General features: G+C 75.5%; 21 protein-coding genes. 18 read left to right on the top strand and 3 right to left on the bottom strand.

What is annotated here, in order from left to right:
• Positions 1-11 precede the first annotated feature (11 nt).
• On the top strand, positions 12-1,175 hold the full coding sequence (locus tag ACZ3J7_RS25035) for an NADH-quinone oxidoreductase subunit D (RefSeq protein ID WP_465624892.1): 1,164 nt from the start codon (positions 12-14) through the stop codon (positions 1,173-1,175).
• A 36-nt stretch (positions 1,176-1,211) separates the two neighbouring features.
• On the opposite strand, the gene ACZ3J7_RS25040 is transcribed toward ACZ3J7_RS25035, so the two are convergent.
• The gene (locus ACZ3J7_RS25040) at positions 1,212-2,066 is read right to left on the bottom strand and encodes a DUF3109 family protein (RefSeq protein WP_465624894.1); all 855 of its coding nucleotides are present in this window, start codon (positions 2,064-2,066) and stop codon (positions 1,212-1,214) included.
• Positions 2,067-2,289: 223 nt separating this feature from the next.
• On the opposite strand from ACZ3J7_RS25040, the gene ACZ3J7_RS25045 reads away from it, so the two are divergent.
• The 10 genes from ACZ3J7_RS25045 (at position 2,290) to ACZ3J7_RS25090 (ending at position 13,156) form a co-directional block, all read left to right on the top strand.
• The gene (locus ACZ3J7_RS25045) at positions 2,290-2,634 is read left to right on the top strand and encodes a WXG100 family type VII secretion target (protein WP_465624895.1); all 345 of its coding nucleotides are present in this window, start codon (positions 2,290-2,292) and stop codon (positions 2,632-2,634) included.
• Positions 2,635-2,699: 65 nt separating this feature from the next.
• Positions 2,700-5,840: a toxin glutamine deamidase domain-containing protein gene (locus ACZ3J7_RS25050; protein ID WP_465624897.1), complete on the top strand. Its 3,141-nt coding sequence runs from the start codon at positions 2,700-2,702 to the stop codon at positions 5,838-5,840.
• Positions 5,837-7,114 (top strand): SUKH-4 family immunity protein, encoded by a 1,278-nt coding sequence (locus ACZ3J7_RS25055; protein WP_465624899.1) that lies wholly within the window; start codon positions 5,837-5,839, stop codon positions 7,112-7,114. Before ACZ3J7_RS25050 ends, ACZ3J7_RS25055 begins: the two co-directional genes overlap by 4 nt.
• Before the next feature lie 49 nt (positions 7,115-7,163).
• Entirely contained in the window at positions 7,164-8,117 is a 954-nt protein-coding gene (locus ACZ3J7_RS25060; RefSeq protein ID WP_465624901.1) for a Ppx/GppA family phosphatase, read from the top strand.
• Positions 8,118-8,288: 171 nt separating this feature from the next.
• The gene (locus ACZ3J7_RS25065; RefSeq protein WP_465624949.1) at positions 8,289-9,113 is read left to right on the top strand and encodes a sugar phosphate isomerase/epimerase family protein; all 825 of its coding nucleotides are present in this window, start codon (positions 8,289-8,291) and stop codon (positions 9,111-9,113) included.
• Between the two features lie 59 nt (positions 9,114-9,172).
• A complete protein-coding gene (locus ACZ3J7_RS25070) occupies positions 9,173-9,643 on the top strand; it encodes a cupin domain-containing protein (RefSeq protein WP_465624903.1) in 471 nt (156 codons plus the stop codon).
• Positions 9,640-9,813 carry a hypothetical protein gene (locus tag ACZ3J7_RS25075; RefSeq protein ID WP_465624905.1) on the top strand — a complete coding sequence of 58 codons (174 nt, stop codon included), beginning with the start codon at positions 9,640-9,642 and terminating at the stop codon, positions 9,811-9,813. The genes ACZ3J7_RS25070 and ACZ3J7_RS25075 overlap by 4 nt, the downstream gene beginning before the upstream one ends.
• 24 nt (positions 9,814-9,837) lie before the next feature.
• Positions 9,838-10,593: a class I SAM-dependent methyltransferase gene (locus ACZ3J7_RS25080; protein ID WP_465624907.1), complete on the top strand. Its 756-nt coding sequence runs from the start codon at positions 9,838-9,840 to the stop codon at positions 10,591-10,593.
• A 148-nt stretch (positions 10,594-10,741) separates the two neighbouring features.
• Positions 10,742-12,586, top strand: a complete 1,845-nt coding sequence (gene ilvD / locus ACZ3J7_RS25085; RefSeq protein WP_465624909.1) for a dihydroxy-acid dehydratase — start codon at positions 10,742-10,744, stop codon at positions 12,584-12,586.
• Between the two features lie 48 nt (positions 12,587-12,634).
• Entirely contained in the window at positions 12,635-13,156 is a 522-nt protein-coding gene (locus ACZ3J7_RS25090; RefSeq protein ID WP_465624911.1) for a hypothetical protein, read from the top strand.
• Between the two features lie 7 nt (positions 13,157-13,163).
• Here ACZ3J7_RS25090 and ACZ3J7_RS25095 read toward each other — a convergent pair whose 3' ends face one another.
• Positions 13,164-14,372, bottom strand: coding sequence for an SCO2583/SCO2584 N-terminal domain-containing protein (locus ACZ3J7_RS25095; protein ID WP_465624913.1), 1,209 nt, complete (start codon positions 14,370-14,372; stop codon positions 13,164-13,166).
• 61 nt (positions 14,373-14,433) lie between these two features.
• Positions 14,434-14,874, bottom strand: coding sequence for a hypothetical protein (locus ACZ3J7_RS25100; protein WP_465624915.1), 441 nt, complete (start codon positions 14,872-14,874; stop codon positions 14,434-14,436).
• Positions 14,875-15,072: 198 nt separating this feature from the next.
• Between ACZ3J7_RS25100 and proC the strand changes: the two genes are divergently transcribed.
• From proC to ACZ3J7_RS25135, 7 genes are all read left to right on the top strand, one after another.
• On the top strand, positions 15,073-15,900 hold the full coding sequence (proC, locus tag ACZ3J7_RS25105) for a pyrroline-5-carboxylate reductase (RefSeq protein WP_465624916.1): 828 nt from the start codon (positions 15,073-15,075) through the stop codon (positions 15,898-15,900).
• A 23-nt stretch (positions 15,901-15,923) separates the two neighbouring features.
• A complete protein-coding gene (locus ACZ3J7_RS25110) occupies positions 15,924-16,577 on the top strand; it encodes an HAD family hydrolase (protein ID WP_465624951.1) in 654 nt (217 codons plus the stop codon).
• A gap of 95 nt (positions 16,578-16,672) precedes the next feature.
• Positions 16,673-17,884, top strand: coding sequence for an MFS transporter (locus ACZ3J7_RS25115; RefSeq protein ID WP_465624953.1), 1,212 nt, complete (start codon positions 16,673-16,675; stop codon positions 17,882-17,884).
• 85 nt (positions 17,885-17,969) lie between these two features.
• On the top strand, positions 17,970-19,157 hold the full coding sequence (locus ACZ3J7_RS25120) for an acetoin utilization protein AcuC (protein ID WP_465624918.1): 1,188 nt from the start codon (positions 17,970-17,972) through the stop codon (positions 19,155-19,157).
• Complete coding sequence (locus ACZ3J7_RS25125; RefSeq protein ID WP_465624920.1) at positions 19,154-19,993, top strand: phosphatase; 840 nt, start codon at positions 19,154-19,156, stop codon at positions 19,991-19,993. The genes ACZ3J7_RS25120 and ACZ3J7_RS25125 overlap by 4 nt, the downstream gene beginning before the upstream one ends.
• 118 nt (positions 19,994-20,111) lie before the next feature.
• Positions 20,112-20,321: a helix-turn-helix domain-containing protein gene (locus ACZ3J7_RS25130; RefSeq protein WP_014136488.1), complete on the top strand. Its 210-nt coding sequence runs from the start codon at positions 20,112-20,114 to the stop codon at positions 20,319-20,321.
• A 122-nt stretch (positions 20,322-20,443) separates the two neighbouring features.
• Entirely contained in the window at positions 20,444-20,542 is a 99-nt protein-coding gene (locus tag ACZ3J7_RS25135; protein ID WP_003948845.1) for a 30S ribosomal protein bS22, read from the top strand.
• The last annotated feature ends 59 nt before the right edge of the window (positions 20,543-20,601 follow it).

Genomic DNA, 20,601 nt, shown 5'->3' on the forward strand with positions numbered 1-20,601 from the left:
AGGCGACGGCCATGACGGAGACCACGGTCGGCATCGGCCCGGGCGCGCAGACGCTCCCCGGCGACCCCGGCAGCACCGACATGGTGCTCAACATCGGCCCCCAGCACCCGTCCACGCACGGCGTGCTGCGCCTGAGGCTGGTCCTCGACGGCGAGCGGATCACCAGCGCCGAGCCGGTGATCGGCTACATGCACCGGGGCGCGGAGAAGCTCTTCGAGGCCCGCGACTACCGGCAGATCGTCATGCTGGCCAACCGGCACGACTGGCTGTCCGCGTTCGCCAACGAGCTGGGCGTGGTGCTGGCCGTCGAGCGGATGCTCGGCATGGAGGTGCCCGAGCGGGCGGTCTGGCTGCGCACCCTGCTGGCCGAGCTGAACCGGGTCCTCAACCACCTGATGTTCCTCGGCTCCTACCCGCTGGAGCTGGGCGGCATCACGCCGATCTTCCACTCCTTCAACGGCCGCGAGGAGCTCCAGCACGTCCTGGAGGAGGCCTCCGGCGGCCGGATGCACTACATGTTCAACCGGGTCGGCGGCCTCAAGGAGGACCTGCCGGCCGGCTGGCCGGGCCGGGTCCGCCGCGCGGTCGGCGTGGTGCGCGGGCAGCTGCCGGTCTTCGAGGACCTGGTGCTCGGCAACGAGATCTTCCGCGGCCGCACCGCGGGCGTCGGCGTGCTCTCCCGCGAGCACGTCCACGCGTACGGCGTCAGCGGGCCGATCGCCCGGGCCAGCGGCGTCGACTTCGACCTGCGCCGCGACGAGCCCTACCTCGCGTACGGGGAGCTGCGGGACGTCCTGAAGGTGTCGGTCCGCGAGGAGGGCGACTGCCTGGCCCGGTTCGAGTGCCTGCTGGAGCAGACCGCCAACGCGCTCGACCTCGCCGACGCGTGCCTCGACCGGCTGGCCGGGCTGCCCGCCGGGCCGGTCAACCTGCGGCTGCCCAAGGTGCTCAAGGCGCCCGAGGGCGAGACGTACGCCTGGACGGAGAACCCGCTCGGGGTGAACGGGTACTACCTGGTGTCGCGCGGCGAGAAGACGCCGTGGCGGCTCAAGCTGCGCTCGGCGTCCTTCAACAACGTCCAGGCCCTGACCGAGCTGCTGCCGGGGACGCTGGTGGCGGACATGGTGGCGATCCTGGGGTCGATGTTCTTCGTGGTCGGGGACATCGACAAGTAGGCGTCGCGGCCGGGGGCCTACCGGTCGGCCGGGGGCCTACCGGTCGGCCGGGTGCGGGGCGAGCCGGGTGTCGTGGGCCTCGCAGAGGGCGACCAGCTGGTCGTACGCGGCGGGGCCCATGAGCTCGGTGAGTTCGGGGCGGTAGGAGACGTACACCGGGTCCGGGGCGTTGTGGGCCTCGGGGGAGCCGGTGCACCACCAGTGCAGGTCGTGGCCGCCCGGGCCCCAGCCCCGGCGGTCGTACTCGCCGATGGAGACCTGGAGGTAGCGGGTGTCGTCGGGGCGGTCGATCCAGTCGTAGGTGCGGCGGACCGGGAGCTGCCAGCAGACGTCGGGCTTGGTCTGCAGCGGCTCCAGGCCCTCGCGCAGGGCGAGGACGTGCAGGGCGCAGCCGGCGCCGCCGGGGAAGCCGGGGCCGTTGAGGAAGAGGCAGGCGCCGCCGACGCGGCGGGTCTGCCGGTCGCCGTCCTCGTCGAACATGGTGATGCCGCCGTCGCGGCGGATCCGGCCCTCGGCGTCGGTGCCCTCGGCGTGGTGCTCCCAGATGTCGGGGGTGAGCCGGGCGGCGTGCTCGGCGACGCGCTGCTCGTCGTCCTCGTCGGAGTAGTGGGCGCCGAGCGTGCAGCAGCCGTCGGAGGCGCCGCGGCCGGGCTGGATGCCGTGGCAGCCCTTGCCGAAGATGCAGCCCCAGCGGGAGGTGAGCCAGGTGAGGTCGCAGCGGAACACCTGGTCCTCGTCGGCGGGGTCGGTGAACTCGACCCAGGCGCGCGGGAAGTCGAGCGCGACCTCGCGGACGGTGGGCATCGCCAGGTCGACGACGGGGCCCTTGGCCTTCGGGGCCTTGGCGGGCTTCTTGGTCTTCTTGCTCTTGGTGCTGTCAGCTGCTGCCACCCGGTAAGGGTAGGCCCTGGGCGGGGCGGTCCGGAGGTGCGGCGGCGCGGCTTTGCCGGTGGTTCGTGCGGTTTGGGGGTGGTTCGGTGCGTTTCGCGGGGCGGACGAAGGTGAAACGGCTGTGAAAACGGTCGCAGGCCGGTCGGTGTCGGCGGGGGTGTGGTCCTAGGATGGCCCAGCCGGTAGGTCGGGCGCGCGAGCGCCCTTGCACGGGGGAGTGCAGATGGGCGACGAGGTCGTCATCCGGTCGTGGGAACTCCACGGCGAGGGACGGGAGTTCGAGAAGATCTCGGACGAGTTCGGAAGTGCGGCGAAGCAGTTGGAGAGCGGGCTGGCGGCGCTGGGCGCGCCGTGGGGCCCGGACGAGCCGGGGCAGCCGTTCGGCACGGCGTACGGCGAGGCCCGGGAGGGCGTGCTGGCCGGGTTGCAGGGGCTGTCGGAGCGGCTGGGCCGGGTCGGGCGGGGGCTGCACACGATGGCGGACAGCACCGAGCGCACCGATCAGGAGATCAGCGCCGACTTCACCGCGCCCGCGGGCCACCAGCCGACCGCGACCGGTCGGGCCTGAACCGGAGTCAGACCACGCGGCGGGCGGCTGTGCGCGCCGAGCCGTACCACCCGAAGGGGGAGCACGTGTCCAGGAACCTGCCGGAGGAACTAGCCCCCGCGCTGGCGCGGACCGGCCACGCGTGGCCGCAGGCGGACGAGGACGGGCTGCGCCGGGCGGCCGGCCTGTGGCGGGAGTTCGGCTCGGAGGCGGACGCCCTGGTGGCCCGGGGCACGGCGTCCGCGCAGCGGGTGTCGGGGGAGAACAAGGGCCCGGCGGTGGAGGCGTTCGCCGACCACTGGCGGCAGTTCAGCGGCGGCGGGCGCGGCCGGCTGGACGACGCGGCGGCCGCCGCCGCGCTGGTGGCCGCGGCGCTGGACAAGGCGGCCGGGGCGGCCGACCAGGCGAAGGCCGAGATCATCGCGGTGCTCACCGAGCTGACCGAGAAGATCCGGGCGGCGGACGCGGCCGAGGCGAAGGCCAAGGCGGACATCGCGCAGGCCGGCCAGCGGATGACCACCGGCCTGGGCGGCCTGGTGACCGGCGCGGTCGGCGCGGCCGTCGGCGCGGTGAAGGAGGTCGCCGCCGAGGCCGAGGAGCTGGTCGCGGTCGAGCACGCCAAGGCCAAGATCGGCCAGCTGCTGGAGCAGCTCGGCCGGGATATGGGCGAGGCGGCCAGGTCGCTCGCCAAGGAGCCGCCGCTGGTCGCGCTGGAGCGGATCGCCCAGGCCGACGGCCGGGGCCTGCACGGCGAGCGGCGCGAGTCCTCGATGGCGGCCCGCTCCGGGCAGGTCACCGGCGCGCTGGCGAAGGCCGGGGTGGCCGGCGCGGTGGAGGTGGCCTCGGTCGCCCAGGTGCACGCCGACCTGAAGTCCGACGGCACGGTCCGCACCGACCGCGACGGCAACCCGGTGCTGGTCGGCCCGGACGGCCAGCGGGTCAAGGGCGTCGACGGCCTGACCGTCACCCAGAACCCGGACGGCACCCAGCAGTTGGTGACCGAGGACGGCACCCCGGTCAGCGGCGTGGCGATGGACGAGGACGGCAAGCCGCTGCTCGGCAGCAACGGCAAGCCGCTGCTGGTCGGCCTGGGCGGCGCGCTGATCGGCACCGGCCTGATGCTCGCGCTCGGCCACAACGGCCAGCCCGCGCTGGGCACCGACGGCCACCCGGTGATGACCACGCTCGACGGCCAGCCGGTCGCCGCCCTGGTCACCGACCCGAAGGGCCACCTGCTGGCGGGCACCGACGGCCAGCCGGTCACGGTCGACGCCTCGGGCCGCGCGGTCGGCCCGAACGGGCAGATCGTCCAGTTCGGCGCGGACGGCCGCCCGCTCGACCTGCTCGGCCCCGACGGGAAGCCGCTCCCGGTGGCGGACGGGCAGCAGCACGGCGGCGGCCCGTTCCAGGACGGCGGCCAGAACGGCCACGGCGGCCACGGCAACGGGCACGGCGGCACCGCGCAGGCCGGCGGCCGGGGCGGCCCGCTGACCGACCTGGTCGACACGGTCGCCGCGCCGGTGGACGCGGTCACCCAGGGCGCGCTCGGCGGCGACCGGCCGCAGCCCGCCCCGACCGACGGCGGCGGCCACCGCGGCGGCTACCCGCAGACCAACTCCGGCTCCTCGTACGGGGGCCCGCACACCTCCGCGGGCGGCTCCGGGTACACCGGGGCGTCCAACCTCTCCTACCAGACGCCGTCCGGCGGTGGCGGCGGTGGCGGCGGCTCCTACCCGGACGTCGACGACTACCGGCCGCCGGTGCGCGGCCCGCTGTCGGTGCACGTCGACTCGGTGGCGGCGCCGCCCGCGCCGAGCGCCCCGCCGGTGGTCGGCGGCGACATCTGGTCGTCGGTCGGCGGTGGCGGCGGTGGTGGTGGCGGCGGGCATCATGCCCCGGACCCGTGGTCGTCCTCCACCGGGTCGGCCGCGTCCGGCGGCTCCTCGTTCCAGCTCGGCCCGGTCGGTGGCGGCGCGGCCGGCCCGGTGGGCGGCGGCGTCCCGACCGGCGGTCCGGTGATGGGCGGCCCGGTGGCCGGCGCGGGCCCGGTGGGCGGCCCGGTCGGGGCCGCGCCCGGCGGCGCGGCGCCCGTCCCCGGCGCGCCCGGTGCGGGCGGTGCGGCCGGTCCGGCGACCGGACCGGTGGCGGGCCCGGTCGGCGGCGGCGTCGGCGCCCCCGGTGCGGCCGGCACCCCCGGCGGCGCGGCCGCGGTGGTCGGCGTCGGCCAGCAGCCGGTGGCGGGCCGCCCGGTGGCGACCGGCCCGGTGGCGCCGGTCGGCGGCGGCGGGATCGGCCAGCACGCGCCCGGCGGCCCGGTGCGCGGCCACTACGAGCCGCTGGGCGACCTGCGGCGCCAGGCCGGCCCGGACGAGCAGGGCCTGCCGGTGCACCCCGGGCAGGCGTCCGCCGCCTGGCTGGTGATCGCCAACGGCCGGCGCGGCGGCCGGCTCGACCCGCTGCCCGCCGGCGAGCGCGAGCGGACCCTCGCCGACAGCCGCCCGTACGGCCTGCCCGGCGGGCTCGGCCCGGTCGACCCGGCGCACCAGGCCGAGGCGGTGCGCCGCACCCCGGTGCCCGCGCCGGACCCGATGGTCGGCGAGTGGATCGAGGTCCTGAACGGCGGCGGCCCCGCCCAGAGCGGGCGCGCCAACAACTGCGTGGACGTGGCGCTGTCCGCCGTGGACACCCTCGGCGGCGTCCCGACCTGCGCCGCGCCCCGGCTGCCCGACGGCCCGGCCGGCGAGCGCGGCGGCCGCGACCGCGCCGAGCTCGAACTCGGCACCCGCTTCCTCGACCTCGGCGACGGCGCCGACGCCCACGGCCGGCTCGGCCAGGCCCTGCTCGCCCACGGCACCGGCACCCGCGCGGTGCTGCTCACCGTCGACGCGTTCGGCCGCTCGCACACCTGGAACGCCGTCAACCACGAGGGCGTGCTCAGCTACCTGGACCACCAGACCGGCTACGCCGCGCCCACCCCGCTCTACCCGGCCGACCACGGTCTGTGGGCGATCGCGGTGGACGCCGCCGACCGGCCGATCGACCTGACCGCGCCGCTGCCCGCCACCGTCGCCGTCCCGGCGCGGGCCCCCGAGCCCGAGCCGGAGGCCGCCCCGGTCGACGCGCCCGCCGGGGGCACCGAGGACACCGGGCCGGCCGCCGCCGAGCCCGCACCGCCGCGTTCCCGGCTCACCATCCACCGCACCACCACCGGGAGCACCAGCCGATGATCACCCGCGAGCAGGCCCTCGCCACCGCCCACCGCTGGGTCAACGGCGACCTCCCGCAGGAGGGGGCGCGGCCTGTCAGGTGCCACGAGTTCGACCTCGGCTGGGTGCTCTGGCCGGAGCCCGCGCCGCTCCTCACCGACCCGCTCACCGGCGCCCGCCGCGCCCCCGAGGAGATCGGCGCGGCCTGCGCCGTGGTCGACCGGGCCACCGGCGAACTCGTGGTCTACCCGTCCGTCCCGGTCCCGGTGGTCGAGCAGCTGCACCGGGACCGGCTCGGCGCCGGCAGCCACGACCCGGCCCGCCCGCCGGTCACCGGCCCCGGCACCCGGGCCACCCTCCACTACCTGGACGACAAGGACCAGCCGCGGTCGCTCACCGTCCACTCCGCGCACGGCCGCCCGCACCCCGCCCTGCTGGCCCGCGAGCAGCTCGCCGCGCAGGGCGTCCCGGCCGAGCGGCTGGTCTCGCTCCGCACCGACCTGCGGCTGTCGATGCTCCCCGGCGGCTACTCCGAGCAGGCCGTCGCCGAGCGGCTGCCCGGCGTCCGGCTGGAGTTCGAGCAGCCGTACGGGCCGCGCCACGACCACCGGGCGGCCGCCGTCCGGGCCCTGGTGGCCCGCGGCCGCGGCGGCTACAACCGGGTGCCGCTGCCGACCTCGGTGCCGCCCGCCCAGCCCGAGGACGAGAGCGGCCTCGGCCGGCGGCTGACCGCGCTGTTCGGCGAGGACGGCACGCACCGCTTCGAGCAGGCCCAGACGCTGGCCGCCGACCTGCCCGAGGCGTTCTCCCGCCCGCTGCAGCGGGTCGGACTGCCGCGCGAGGTGCCCGGCTTCTTCGCCCTGCACCTGCCGGAGGCCGACGGCATCGCCGAACAGGCCGCCCCGCCGCTGCCCGACCTCACCGAGCACCTCGCCGCGCTCGGCCGCGGCCGCCGGGCCACCGCCGCCGCCCGGGCCGCGCTGCTCGGCCAGCGCCTGATCGGCACCGACGGCTGGGCGCTGCTCACCGTCGACACCGCGCAGGGCAGGGTCCGCGCCGTCGACCCGGACACCTGCGAGGCCCGCTACTGCAACGCCGACCTGACCGCCTTCACCCGCTGCCTGGCCCTGCTCGCCGAGCACCGCCCCGCCCTGCTCGACCTGCCCCCCGAGCAGGCCGGTCCGGCCGTCGCCCGGTTCCAGTGGGCGCTGGCCGGGCTCGACCGGACGGCGCTGCGCGACCCGGAGGGCTGGTGGGCGGTCATCGTCGAGCAGCTCTGGGACGGGATGCTCTGACACCGTCCGTATCCCGGCGGGTCACCGGGTTGGGCTAGGTTGGACGGTCATGCGACTCGGTGTGCTCGACGTAGGCTCCAACACCGTCCACTTCCTCGTGGTGGACGCCCACCCCGGCGCGGCCCCGCTGCCCGCCTACTCCCACAAGGCCGAACTGCGCCTCGCCGAGCTGCTGCAGGAGGACGGGGCGATCAGCGAGGTGGGCGTCGAGCGCCTGGTCTCGATGGTCGCCTCCTCGCTCCGGGTCGCCGAGGACAAGGGCGTCGTCGACCTGCTGCCGTTCGCCACCTCCGCCGTCCGGGAGGCCGCCAACGGCGAGGAGGTGCTGCGCCGGGTCGAGGACGAGACCGGCGTCGCGCTCACCGTGCTGTCCGGGCAGGACGAGGCCCGGCTGACCTTCCTGGCCGTCCGCCGCTGGTTCGGCTGGTCCTCCGGCCGGCTGCTCAACCTCGACATCGGCGGCGGCTCGCTGGAGATCGCCTGCGGCATCGACGAGCAGCCCGACGTCGCCACCTCCCTCCCGCTCGGCGCCGGCCGGCTCACCTCCCGCCTCCCCGGCGAGGTCGCCGACCCCGGCGACCTGCGCGAGCTGCGGCGGCACATCCGCGCCGAGATCGCCGGGACGGTCGGCGACATCGCCCGGCTCGGCCCGCCGGACCACGCGGTGGCCACCTCGAAGACCTTCAAGCAGCTCGCCCGGATGACCGGCGCCGCCCCCGAGGGCGCGGGCGTCCGCGTCCCCCGCCGGCTGACCCGGGCCGGCCTCTCCGCCTGGCTGCCCCGCCTCGCCGCGACGACCCCCGCCGAACGCGCCCGGATCCCCGGCGTCTCCCCGGGCCGCGCCCGACAACTGCTGGCCGGCGCGCTGGTCGCCGACGCCGCGATGGACCTCTTCGGCCTGGAGGAGCTCGACATCTGCCCCTGGGCCCTGCGCGAGGGCATCATCCTGCGGCGGCTGGACACGATGGACGGCCAGGAGGGCCGGGTCGCGATCGAGGCGTAGGGACGTCGCGGGCCGGGGGCGGGCGTCCGCGCGGTCGGCTTCGCGGCGCTCTGACTTAGTCTGGTGGGCGTGGCTGATTCGGCGGACGGGCGGAGGGCGAGGCGCGGCCCGCTGCCGCTGAAGGCGGCGCGGGCGGCCAGGGCTGCGCGGCGCGGGCTGGAGCGGCCGGCGCTGCCGCCGCCGCACCCGGCGCTGCACGTCCCGGACACCAAGGTGGCGCTGTCGACGGCGTCGGTGTACCCGTCGACCACGGAGACGGCGTTCGAGCTGGCGGCCCGGCTGGGGTACGACGGCGTCGAGGTGATGGTCTGGAACGACCCGGTGAGCCAGGACGTGGACGCGCTGCGGCGGCTCTCCGACGCGCACGGGGTGCCGATCCTCGCGGTGCACGCGCCGTGCCTGCTGATCACCCAGCGGGTGTGGAGCTCCGACCCGTGGACGAAGCTGGTGCGGGCCCGGCGGGCGGCCGAGCGGCTGGGGGCGGACACCGTGGTGGTGCACCCGCCGTTCCGGTGGCAGCGGCAGTACGCGAAGGACTTCGTGGCGGGGGTGAACCGGATGGCGGGGGAGACGGACGTCCGGTTCGCGGTGGAGAACATGTACCCGTGGCGCTACCGGGACCGCGAGGTGCTGGCGTACGCGCCGGGGTGGGACGTCACGGACGAGGAGTACCGGCACTTCACCGTCGACCTGTCGCACGCGGCGACGTCCCGGACGGACGCGTTCGAGCTGGTGGACCGGATGGGCGACCGGCTGGCGCACGTGCACCTGGCCGACGGGTCGGGGTCGGGGAAGGACGAGCACCTGATCCCCGGGCGCGGGAAGCAGCCGTGCGCGCAGCTGCTGGAGCGGCTGGCCCGGACCGGCTTCGACGGGCACGTGGTGCTGGAGGTGAACACCCGCAAGTCGGGCGGCGCCGAGGAGCGCGAGGCGGACCTCGCGGAGGCGCTGGCCTTCACCCGGCTGCACCTGGCGACGCCGCGGCCCGGCCGCTGAGGAGCCGTCCGTCCACAAAACGTGTGCGCGGCGGTCGAGTTCCCCCTAGGGTCGGCCGCATGATCAACCGATTCCCGGTCGAGCCGGTGCGCGCCCACGAGGCGGAGACGTGCGAGGACCCGAGCAGCGTGATGACGCTGCTGGGGGAGAACGCGGAGCACACCACCTACCGCTCCACCTTCGCCGAGGGCGCGGTCGGCGCCCCCGCGCACTTCCACACCCGGGCCAGCGAGCTGTTCTTCGTGCTGGACGGCGCGCTGCGGGTGCTGGTCGACGACCGCGTGGTGGTGCTGGAGCGCGGCGACTTCCTGGCGGTGCCGCCGCGGACCCCGCACGCCTTCGCCGCCGCCCGGGGCCGCACCGCCGAGGTGCTGTTCACCTTCACCCCGGGCCTGGGCCGCTTCGACTACCTGCGCCTGCTGGGCCGGGTGGCGCGCGGCGAGGCCGACCCGGCGGAGATCCGGGAGTCGGCGGAGCGCTACGACAACCACTACGTGGACAGCCCGGTGTGGAAGGCGGAGCTGGCGTGATCGGCCCCGGCACCCACGTCCGGCACGTCGAGCGGGAGCTGGTGGACCGGCCGGTCGCGGCCGGCGGCACCCGGGTCGCCGCGCACGCCCCGTACGGGGACGAGCACGGCGTCACCGTCCGCGACCCGGACGGCCACCACCTGGTGCTCAGCTCGCGCGACTGGACCTGACCGGTGACCCAGGAGGACCGACCGATGTACGACGCCAAGGCGCACGCCTACTCCTTCGGCCCGGTGGCCGCGCAGTACCAGGCCGCCCGGCCGTCCTACCCGGACGCGCTGTTCGACGAGCTGGAGCGGCTGTCCGGCCGCCCGCTGGCCGGCGCCGACGTGCTGGACGTCGGCGCCGGCACCGGCATCGCGACCCGGCTGCTGGCCGGGCGCGGCGCCCGGGTGGTCGCGGTCGAGCCGAGCGGGGGGATGGCGGCGGTGCTGCGCGAGGTCAGCCCGCGGATCCCGGTGGTGAAGGCCACCGGCGACGACCTCCCGTTCCACGACGCCTCGGCGGACTTCGTGACGTACGCCCAGGCGTTCCACTGGACCGAGCCGGAGCGCTCGATCCCGGAGGCGGTGCGGGTGCTGCGCCCGGGCGGCGCGCTCGCGGTGTGGTGGAACGTCAAGGACTACGAGGTCCCGTGGCTGGCCGCCCAGCAGGACCGGCTGCGGGCGGCCCTGTCCACCTACCACCACACCGGCGGGGGGAACGCCCGGCCGGAGGCGTTGACGGCCTCGGGCCTGGAGGTGCGCCCGGCCCGGCTGCGCTGGGAGCGGCGCATCACGGTGGACCAGGTGATCGACGACCTGACCTCCCGCTCGTACGTCGCGGTGCTGGAGCCGGAGCAGCGGGCCCCGGTGCTGGCGGCGGAGCGGGCGGCGCTGCTCGCCGAGTTCCCGGACGGGTGGGTGGTCGAGCCGTACCTGCTGGACGTCTTCGTCCTGCCGAAGCCGTAGCCGCAGCCCCGGCGGACGCCGCGGGGCCGGCCCCGCGGCGTCCGCCGGGGACGCCCGCACTGACCGCATCGCGGACACCGGGTCCGGGGGCGGCCGGTGCGGGCGTAGGCTCGACAGCCCCCGAGAGTCTCCTGAAGGAGCGGCAACGATGCCCCAGCTGAGGTCCAACACGGTCACCCAGGGTCGCAACATGGCGGGCGCGCGCGCCCTTCTGCGCGCCGCGGGCGTAGCCCGCGAGGACTTCGGCAAGCCGATCATCGCGGTCGCCAACTCCTTCACCGAGTTCGTCCCGGGCCACACCCACCTGCAGCCGGTCGGCCGGATCGTCTCCGAGGCGATCAAGCAGGCGGGCGGCATCCCGCGCGAGTTCAACACCATCGCGGTCGACGACGGCATCGCGATGGGCCACGACGGCATGCTGTACTCGCTGCCCTCGCGCGACCTGATCGCCGACTCGGTCGAGTACATGGTCAACGCGCACTGCGCCGACGCGCTGATCTGCATCTCCAACTGCGACAAGATCACCCCTGGCATGCTGATGGCCGCCCTGCGCCTGAACATCCCGACGGTCTTCGTCTCCGGCGGCCCGATGGAGGCCGGCAAGGCCACCCTGGTCGACGGCACCGTCCGCAAGCTGGACCTGGTCGACGCGATCTCCCAGGCGGTGAACGAGAACGTCTCCGACGCGGACATCTCGATCATCGAGGAGAACGCCTGTCCGACCTGCGGCTCCTGCTCCGGCATGTTCACCGCCAACTCGATGAACTGTCTGACCGAGGCGATCGGCCTCTCGCTGCCCGGCAACGGCTCGCTGCTGGCCACCCACACCGGCCGCCGCGCCCTGTACGAGCAGGCCGGCCGCACCGTCGTCGAGATCACCAACCGCTACTACGGCGGCGACGACGAGTCGGTGCTGCCGCGCAACATCGCCACCCGCGCCGCGTTCGAGAACGCGATGGCGCTGGACATCGCGATGGGCGGCTCCACCAACACGATCCTGCACCTGCTGGCCGCCGCCCAGGAGGCCGAGGTCGACTTCGACATGCGGGTGATCGACAGCATCTCCCGCAAGGTGCCCTGCCTGTCCAAGGTCGCCCCCAACGGCTCGTACTACATGGAGGACGTGCACCGGGCCGGCGGCATCCCCGCCATCCTCGGCGAGCTGTACCGCGGCGGCCTGCTGCACGAGGACGTGCACACCGTCCACTCCGACTCGCTCGCCGAGTGGATGAAGACCTGGGACGTCCGCGGCGGCTCGGCCTCCGCCGAGGCCGTCGACCTCTGGTACGCCGCCCCCGGCTGCGTCCGCTCCGCCGAGGCGTTCAGCCAGTCCGAGCGCTGGGACACCCTGGACACCGACGCCGCCGGGGGCTGCATCCGCAGCATCGAGCACGCCTACTCGGTCGAGGGCGGCCTCGCGGTGCTGTACGGCAACATCGCCGAGGACGGCTGCGTGGTGAAGACCGCCGGCGTGGACGAGTCGATCTGGCGCTTCCAGGGCAAGGCCGTGGTCTGCGAGTCCCAGGACGAGGCGGTCGAGAAGATCCTGACCAAGCAGATCACCGAGGGCGACGTGGTGGTCATCCGCTACGAGGGGCCCAAGGGCGGCCCGGGCATGCAGGAGATGCTCTACCCGACCTCGTTCCTGAAGGGCCGCGGCCTGGGCAAGGCCTGCGCGCTGATCACCGACGGCCGGTTCTCCGGCGGCACCTCCGGCCTCTCCATCGGCCACGTCTCCCCGGAGGCGGCCTCCGGCGGCGCCATCGCGCTGGTCGAGGACGGCGACCGGATCACCATCGACATCCCGGCCCGCACCATCAACCTGGACGTCTCCTTCGAGGAGCTGCACGAGCGCCGGCTCGCGCTGGAGTCCGAGGGCGGCTACCGCCCGAAGAACCGCGACCGCCAGGTCTCGGCCGCGCTCCGGGCGTACGCGGCGATGGCCACCTCCGCCGACAAGGGCGCCGTGCGGGACGTCTCCAAGCTCGGCTGAGGCGCGTTGCTCCCCGGGGCGGCCCCCGGTCGCGGTGATAATCGGACCGTGAGTACCACGCGTGCGACGAGCCCGAGCAGCACCGCGGACGGGGCCCCCGCCCCCCAGCCGATCCGCTGGTTCGGCACCAGCTGGGTCGAGCGCGGCCCCGGCTACTGGCTGCGCCGCGTCGCGGTCTCGCTCGGTGCCCTCGCGGCCACCGCCGCCGGGGCGCTCGCGCTGCGCCTGGGCGTCTCCGGCGTCCGGCTCTCCGAGGCCGCCCCGCTCTCGGTCCTGCTGATGCTCGCCATCGCCGTCTGCTCGGCGCTGGCGGGCCTGCGGAACTGGAAGATCCTCACCGAGGGCCGGGACGCGCTGAGCGGCTGGATGGCCGAGGAGAAGTCACTGGCCGGCGTCTGGCTGGTCGGCTTCGCCGGGGCACTGGCCGCCTACTTCGCCCGCAGCCTGGTCGAGGCCCCCGGCGAGGGCCTCAAGCGCGCCGCCCACGACCAGGAGAGCGCCGTCTGGCACCGCCGCCGGGCCGCCAGGGCGGAGCGCGAGGCCCGCAAGGCGGCCCGACGGCGGACCTGAGCGCCGGTCAGGTGCGGCTGACCCGCCCGCACTCCCCGTCCGCCCGCAACGGCCGGGTCCGGTCGTACGGGTCGGACTCCGGACCGCTCGGGGCGGGGCCGGTCGCGGCGGCCCGCAGGAAGTCGAACTCCGGTTCCAGGTAGCCGGAGCCGGTCTCGCACCGGTTGTTGCCGAACTCGCTGCTGCTCCGGCCCAGCACCGGCTTGCCGGGCGTCACCCGGTAGCGCGCCGGGTCGTGGAACCGGAAGTCCTGCGAGCGCCGGACGATCTCCCGGGCCACCTCCCGGCCGTGGTCGGCCCGCGCCCAGGAGGCCGGCCGCGCGCCGCCGGCGGACTTCCCGGCGTCCGGGCCGGGGCGCAGCGCGTACACGTAGGTCACGTCGGTGTGCACCAGCATGCCGTTCTCGCCGTCGTCCTCGAAGGTGACCGAGCCCTGCACCTTGACCTGGTCGGTGACCGGCACCGCCCGGGCCGGGTCGAAGCGGCTCAGCCAGGAGGTCGGGTCGTCCTCGGCGGTCGGGTGGGCCAGCGCCCCGGCGAGGTCCGCCGCGTCCTGCTCGTCCAGCAGGTCCAGGACGGGCTGGGCGGTCGCGCCGGACAGCACCCGCGGGTCGAGGTTGCCGGCGACCAGGTACGCCTTCACCGCCGCCAGGTTGGCGGCCACCTGCCCGGCGCCGAACGCGCCCGTCGCGGGCGTGGCCGGGGGCATGCCGATGCCGTCCGCGCCGTTCGGCCAGGACTCGGCGGGCGCGCCCGCCCAGGGGCGTTCGGGGGTCGGCACCTCCGGGGCGACGGCGGGAGGGGCGCTGCTCGGCGGAGCGGTCTCGGCGCCCAGGGTCGGGAGCGCGGAGGAGCGCGGCGCCAGCGCCGAGCCGTCGTCGAGCGAGGCCAGGCCGGCCAGCACCAGGACCGGTACCAGCAGCAGCGCCAGCCCGGCGCCCACGCCGGGGCGGAAGCGGCGGCGCGGGGCGGACGGCCCCCGGCCGGCGCGGCGCCGGCGGTGGTCGTCCGGGCGGCCCGCGGTGGCGGGCCGCCAGGGCTCGTTCTCCGGCGGCGGGTTCCGCTTCCACCGCGCGGCCAGCATCCGGGAGCGCCCGGACGCCTCCTTGTTCGTCGCGGACCGGACGAACTCCTCGTCCAGCACCAGCCCCTCGAAGGGGTCGTCGTCTCCGCCGGGCCCGGAGGACCCCGGACCCGGCTCTTCTATCGTCGGCACGGCCGGGATTATGTCGTCCACCGACGACACCCCCGACGACGGGGGGGAACGTGACGCGGCGTCAGCCCTGGCGGGCGGCCTTCACCGAGCCCACCACGCCCGCCACCGCGAGCAGCGCGCCGGCCGGCAGCAGGGCGGTGAACAGGGCCCCGAACAGGCTGTGGTCGCCCAGCAGCCACAGCACCAGGGTGTCCAGCCCCCACAGCGCCCCGGCGGCCGGCAGCACCGACTGCCACGGGTGCGCGTCCGCCCAGCGGCGCAGCCGCCGTTCGCCGCCGCGCAGTCGGCCGCCGACCGTGCCGACCAGGAAGAAGACGAACAGGCCCAGGCTGACCGGGAGGGACAGGATGTCCAACGACCAGTCCAGGGTGACCACTTCGACCGCGAGCGTGGCGCCGCCGACCACCGCGCCCACCGTCGCCGCCGTCCGCCACGGTCCGAGCGTCGCCGCGGCGACGGCGACCTGGCGGTTCTCGCGTCCTGACAGCTCTCCGTTTCCCATGCCTCCACGGTGCTCCCGCCCGGCGCCGGAATCCAGAGCCGGGGCCCCTGAGATTCCCCCTACGGGCCCGGGGGCCCCGGCCCCGCGCCGCCTCCGCGCCGCCCCCCGCGCCCGCAGGGTGGACGCCTCCGCCGGGGCCGGCCGCTCCCGGGGCAAGATGGCGCCCAGGAACCGCAACCGCAGTGCACGGAGGGGCCCATGAGCGACACCACGACCGCCGGCCAGAAGATCGCCTTCCTCGGGACCGGCAAGATCGGCGAGGCCCTGCTCTCCGGCTTGCTGCGGGCCGGCACCTCGCCCGCCGACGTGCTGGTCACCGCCCGCCGGGCCGAGCGCGCCACCGAGCTGGCCGACCGGTACGGCGTCACCGTCGTCACCAACGCGGAGGCCGCCAAGCTCGCCGACACCCTGATCCTCGCGGTCAAGCCGCAGGACATGGGCACCCTGCTGGACGAGCTGGCCGAGCACGTCGCCGCCGACAAGCTGGTCGTCTCGGCCGCCGCCGGCATCCCCACCGGCTGGTTCGAGGAGCGGCTCGCCCCCGGCACGCCGGTGGTCCGGGTGATGCCCAACACGCCCGTCCTGGTCGACGAGGGCATGAGCGTGATCTCCGGCGGCTCGCACGCCACCGAGGCGCACCTGGTCCGGGCCGAGGCGATCTTCCGCTCGGTCGGCAAGGCGCTGCGCGTCCCGGAGAGCCAGCAGGACGCCGCCACCGCGCTGTCCGGCTCCGGCCCGGCGTACTTCTACTTCCTGGTCGAGGCGATGATCGACGCGGGCATCCTGCTCGGCCTGCCCCGGCAGGTCGCGCACGAGCTGATCGTGCAGTCCGCGATCGGCGCCTCGGTGATGCTGCGCGACTCCGGCGAGCACCCGGTCAAGCTCCGCGAGGCCGTCACCTCCCCGGCCGGTACCACCATCGCCGCCATCCGCGAACTGGAGAACCACGGCGTCCGGGCCGCCATGCTCGGCGCCCTGGAGGCCGCCCGGGACCGCTCCCGGGAGCTGGCCGGCGGCGGCAAGTAGGCTCGGACGGCATGAGCGACCCCGTGAGCTACGACCTGCTGATCCTGGACAACGACGGCGTGCTGGTGGACAGCGAGCCGATCTCCAACCGGGTGCTCGCCGAGTACCTGACCGAGCTCGGCTACCCCACCAGCACCGAGGACTCCTACCGGGACTTCATGGGGACCGCCGCGCACACCGTGCACGACGTGGTCGCCGAGCGGTACGGGGCGAAGCTCCCGGACGGCTTCGACGACCTGTTCCACGACCGGGTGTTCACCGCCTTCGCGGAGGAGCTGCGGCCGGTCGCCGGGGCGGAGGAACTGCTCGGCCACCTCCGGGAGCGCGGCGTCCGCTACTGCGTCGCCTCCTCCGCCCACCACTCCTGGATCCGCACCGCGCACCGCCTCACCGGCCTGTCCGGCTACTTCACCGACGAGCTGCTGTTCTCCGCCCAGGACGTCGGCGTCGGCAAGCCCGCCCCCGACCTGTTCCTGCACGCCGCCCGCACCATGGGCGTCGACCCGGCCCGCTGCCTGGTCCTGGAGGACAGCCGCAACGGCGTGCTGGCCGCCCGCGCGGCCGGCATGGACGTGTACGGGTACGCCGCGCTCACCGACCCGGCCAAGCTCACCTCGGCGGGCGCGACCGGCCTGCTCGGCACGCTGCCGGAGGCGATCGCCCTGCTGCCGAACTGATCCCGTCGCACCCCTCCCGCCGGCGCCGCCGACCGCCTACGCTCTGCCCAACAGTTGCGTACCGGCCGGTAGCGTCGGTGGTGAGCGAGGTCCCGATGCAGGTCACGGCCACGGCCGAACCCACCGCCCGGCTCCGGCGGGCCCGGGCCGCGCTGGCGGTCTCGTTCTTCCTGCAGGGCACCACCTTCGCCCTGCTGGTCACCTGCATCACCGATCTGCAGAAACGTTACGGCCTCAGTGACGGCCTGCTGCCGGTCTTCCTCGCCGCCGTCCCGATCCTGGCCGGCGTCGGCTCGATCACCTCCGAGCGGCTGGTCGAACGCACCACCGCGCGCGGCGTCCTGCGGGTCGTCCAGCCCGCCCTCTGCCTCACCCTGGCGCTCACCGGCCTCGGCTCGCAGCTGTGGCAACTCGCCCTCGCCCTCGGCCTGTTCGGTCTCCTGGTGGGCGCCCTGGACGCCTCCATGAACATGCTCGGCGTCGGCCTCCAGCACCGCTACGGCCGCAGCATCATGATCGGCTTCCACGCCGCGTTCAGCCTCGGCGGCATCGTCGGCGCCGCGCTCGCCGCGGTCGGCGCCCACTGGGACACCGGACTGCCCGTCCTGTTCGGCGGCGCCTCGGCCGTCCTGGTCCCCGCCGCGATCGTCACCGGCCGCTGGTTCGCCGGCCCCGCCGAACTCGGCGACGCCGTCCGCGAGGCCGCCGCGCTGGCCGCCCGCCGGATCCCCTGGAAGCCGCTGCTGCCGCTGTGCGCCGTGATGGCCTTCGCCTACATCGCGGACGCCTCGGTCTCCAACTACAGCGTCAAGTACCTCACCGACGGCCTGCACAGCCCCGAGGACCTCGCCAAGTTCTCCTACCTCGGCTACATGGTCGCGATGCTGCTCGGCCGCGCCGTCGGCGACCGCGCCGTCCAGCGCTTCACCGTCCTCCCGGTGGTCCGCACCGGCACCGCCGTGGCCGCCGCCGGCTTCCTGATCGCCGTCCTCGCCCCCGGCGCCCGGGCCGGGATCCTCGGCTTCACCGTCCTCGGCTTCGGCATCTGCGCGATCATCCCGCAGGTCTTCGCCGCCGGCGGCCGCCTCTTCCCGCACGCCAGCGACGCCGCCGTCGCCCGCCTCAACCTGTTCAACTACGTCGGCTTCCTGATCGGCTCCCCCCTGGTCGGGGCCCTCGCCGAACTCTCCGACTACCGCTGGGCCTTCTGCGCCCCCATGCTCCTCGTGCTGGCCGTCCTCCCGCTCGCCCCGCACTTCGTCCCGGCCCCCGCCGCACGGCCCGCCCCGGCGGACGCCCCGGCCTGACCGGCCCGCGCGGCGGGACCGCGCCCCCGGCGGGCCCGGCCCGGCGGGTCCGCCCGTCCGGGCCGCCACCGATACGGTGTGGGGCATGGCGGAAACCTCCTGCGGACTGCACCTGTTCTGGGACGAGGCCGAGACCGGATACGACTTCGGCCCCGGCCACCCGATGGACCCGACCCGGCTCGCGCTGACGATGCGGCTGGTCGAGGCGCTCGGGCTGACCGACCGGCCGTCCGTGACGGTGCGTTCGGCGCCGCCCGCGGGGGAGTCGACGCTGCGGCTGGTGCACACCGCCGAGTACGTCGCCGCGGTGAAGCGCGCCGCCGCCGACCCGTCCGCCGCGGACCTCGCGCACGGGCTGGGCACGGACGACAACTGGGCCTTCCCGGGGCTGCACACCGCCTCCGCGCTGATCGCCGGACAGTCGGTGGCCGCCGCCGAGGCGGTCTGGCGCGGGGAGGCCCCGCACGCCGTCAACTTCGCGGGCGGGCTGCACCACGCGATGCCCGGGCAGGCGTCCGGCTTCTGCGTCTACAACGACCCGGCGCTGGCCATCGCCCGGCTGCTCGAACTCGGCGCCGAGCGGGTCGCCTACGTCGACGTGGACGTCCACCACGGCGACGGCGTCCAGCAGGCGTTCTGGAACGACCCCCGGGTGCTGACCGTCTCGCTGCACGAGAGCCCCAGCACGCTGTTCCCGCAGACCGGTTGGGCCACCGAGACCGGCGGCCCGGACGCCCCGGGCAGCGCCGCCAACCTCGCGCTGCCCGCCGGGACGGGCGACGCCGGGTGGCTGCGCGCCTTCCACGCCCTGGTGCCGGAACTGCTGGCCGCGTTCCGCCCGCAGGTGATCGTCAGCCAGCACGGCGCCGACACCCACGTCGAGGACCCGCTCGCGCACCTCGCCGTCACCGTCGACGCCCAGCGGATCGTCGCCGAGGCCGTCCACCGCCTCGCCCACGAGCACGCCGAGGGCCGCTGGATCGCCACCGGCGGCGGCGGGTACGCCGTGGTCGACGTGGTGCCCCGGACCTGGACCCACCTGGTCGCCACCGCCGCCGGCCACCCCGTCGACCCGGCCACCGAGACCCCCGAGGCCTGGCGCGCCGAGACCTACCGGCTGACCCGCCGCCCCGCCCCGCTCCGGATGACCGACGGCGCCACCCCGCGCTGGGCCGACTTCCAGGACGGCGGCTACGACCCCGCCGACCGCCTCGACCAGGCCATCCTGGCCACCCGCCGGGCCGTCCTCCCGCACCACGGACTGATCCCGTGAGCGCCCGCGACGAGCTCCGCGCCTACCTGGTCAAGCACCGGCTGGCCGGGCCCGAGGTCCCCACCCCCCGGCAGAACAACCTCCGGCACTACCGGCTGTTCGCCCAGGGCGACCCCAAGGCCCTGATGGGCCTCGACCCCGCCGCCCGCCGCGACGAGGACGCGGTGCTGGAGCTGATGGCCGAACGGGCCGGCGTGAACCCCGACCCGCGCCACACCGAGGGCGCCGACTCCATCGACCCCGACCGCACCCTCGACGCGCTGGACCGCCTCGCCGCCCTGCTGCGCCGCACCGCCGACCGGCGCGGCGGCGTGCTCGCCGGCACCGGCCACCCGAACAAGCTGGCGGGCTTCCACCGCGCGCTGGCCGAGGCGCTCGAAGCGGCCGGCTGCACCGTGCACACCCCCGCGCGGGGCACGCGCTTCCGCGAGCCCACCCCCGAGGGCGAGCGCCCCCGCTACCTCGACGTGCTCGACGGCGTCCTGGTCGTGCGCGCCCTGGACGGCCCCGACGGCCCCGGCCGGCCGGGGCCCGGCGACCTCGCGCACACCCACTCCCCGCTGCCGGTCCGGCTCGCCCTGACCGCCCTCGCCGACGCCGGCCACCGCCCGCCCGACCTGGTGCTGGGCGACCACGGCTGGCTCTGCGGCGCGGGCCGCCTCGGCATCCCGGCCGGCGGCATCGCCGACTGCAACGACGTCGCCCCGTTCGCCGCCGAGGCGGACGGCCTGGTGGAGGTCGTCGTCCCGCTGGAGGACGGCTCCGCTCCCAGCTGCTACGTCCCGCTGAGCGACTACGTACTGCAACGGGCGGATCTCGCACCGTACAACAGGTGACGGCCCCCCTCTTCCCACCCGTACCACGTATAACTACTCTGGGGATACACGTGTGCCGGTGGAGTCACCGGAGGGGAAGCCGGTGCCTTGCACACGGGTAAGGGTCGGGTGATGGGTCATGAGTTCCGGCGAGCGTCCCCTGCAGGATGTCGTCTTCCTGACCGTGGCCGAGGTCGCCTCGGTGATGCGGGTGTCGAAGATGACGGTCTACCGCCTCGTGCACAGCGGCGAGCTTCCGGCCATCAGGGTCGGACGCTCCTTCCGGGTGCCCGAGCAGAAGGTGCACGAGTACCTCCAGGAGTCCTACGTGCGCCTGGAAAGCGCGTAGGCCGGAGCCCCACCGGGGCACCGATTACGGCAAACGCGACGTGGACGGTAGGCTAGGCCCTCCGTCAGTCGTATGGACTCCCGTCTCTCACGGGCGCGGGTCCGAGTGAGCGAGGAAATTCCGTGGGCTCTGTCATCAAGAAGCGTCGCAAGCGTATGGCCAAGAAGAAGCACCGCAAGCTTCTGAAGAGGACTCGCGTCCAGCGTCGCAACAAGAAGTAACACCGGTCGGCGCCTTCCTCGCTCCTGCGGGGGACGACCCCGCACACGCGTTCAGCGAC

This window comes from Kitasatospora sp. NPDC015121, assembly GCF_055562955.1.